The organism is Embleya sp. NPDC025285 (genome assembly GCF_055558835.1).
Genome location: NZ_JBVHLU010000317.1, coordinates 1 through 1038 on the forward strand (window position 1 = coordinate 1; position 1038 = coordinate 1038).

Below are 1038 nucleotides of genomic sequence, written 5' to 3' on the forward strand. Positions count from 1 at the left end.
CCCCAGCCAGACCGCCCTTCCAACACCTCACACACCGTCACGATGTCGAACGGTTCGCTACGGTCCGCCAACTCCAAAATCGCTTCGAAGATCTGGCGATGATCGTTCCGGTAAAAATCCTCCGGGTGGACTTTATCCGCGACCAGATCCCAGGCCTTGTTATCCAGCAGCAGACCACCAAGGACGCCTTGTTCGGCCTCAATCGAGTGCGGAGGCACATTGAGCTGTCTTTCCATTGTTCAGGAACTCCTCATTAGCTCGAAAGAATACGCCATCCGACATACAGGATCACGCCAACAACAACGCAGATCAGGACCTGCCACCTCGCTCGGTCTTCGCCGGCATGCCGCCCGCGAATGAACGCTCGGCGCTCAACCGTTTCCGCAAGGTCAAGCTCCAGATCTCGAAGCACTCGCTCACAATCAGGCATTCGGGTCCTCCGGCAGAAAATCCGCGACAAGTGGAAGCAGGATCCTCACCGAGCTCCGCATGTGGAACTTGGTCGGAGACCGTGCAATGCGATCCATCAGCAGATACCAAACGGCGAAGAGGCTACCTCCCTCCATCGGCCGCAGCTCGATGTCGGTTTTGGTCGACTGGAACTCGACTTGAGCTCGGTTGAATAGCACCGTCTGCCGGCAAGCCGCCGCGAGTTCCCTGATCGGGCCTTGGAGCTCAGCAAGCCGTTGACTGATCGCTTCCGTTGCTCGCTTCAACCGGCTTGCTGCTGCCTGCCAATTACGCGAACCAGGCGGACGCAGCGGCATTCTGGGCAAAGCCTCGGGTGTTGAACCTCTATCGGCCATCTACCGGCGAGCACAAGCAGATCTGCTACTGGCGAGATGGCCACCTCGATTTGGCTGGATACCGCGAGGCCTGCCACATGCTGCGAGATGTCCGTGCAGGCAAGGCTACGGAGATCGATTTGCGGCTGCTCAACCTCCTCCGGGGTCAACAGGGATGGCTGGAGCTTGCCTATGGCTTCAAAGAGCCCTACCAGGTCAACAGTGGATATCGGACGAAGGAAACCAACGAGGC

2 protein-coding genes are annotated in these 1038 nt (G+C 58.5%); one reads left to right on the forward strand and one right to left on the reverse strand.

The window, feature by feature from the left end:
- On the reverse strand, nt 1-236 hold a 236-nt coding region (locus ACZ4FV_RS52500; RefSeq protein ID WP_465328588.1), incomplete at its 3' end, for a DnaB-like helicase N-terminal domain-containing protein.
- 467 nt (nt 237-703) lie between these two features.
- Here ACZ4FV_RS52500 and ACZ4FV_RS52505 point away from each other — a divergent pair.
- Nucleotides 704-1038: peptidoglycan L,D-endopeptidase MepK (locus tag ACZ4FV_RS52505; protein ID WP_465328590.1), on the forward strand; the 335-nt coding region annotated here is incomplete at its 3' end.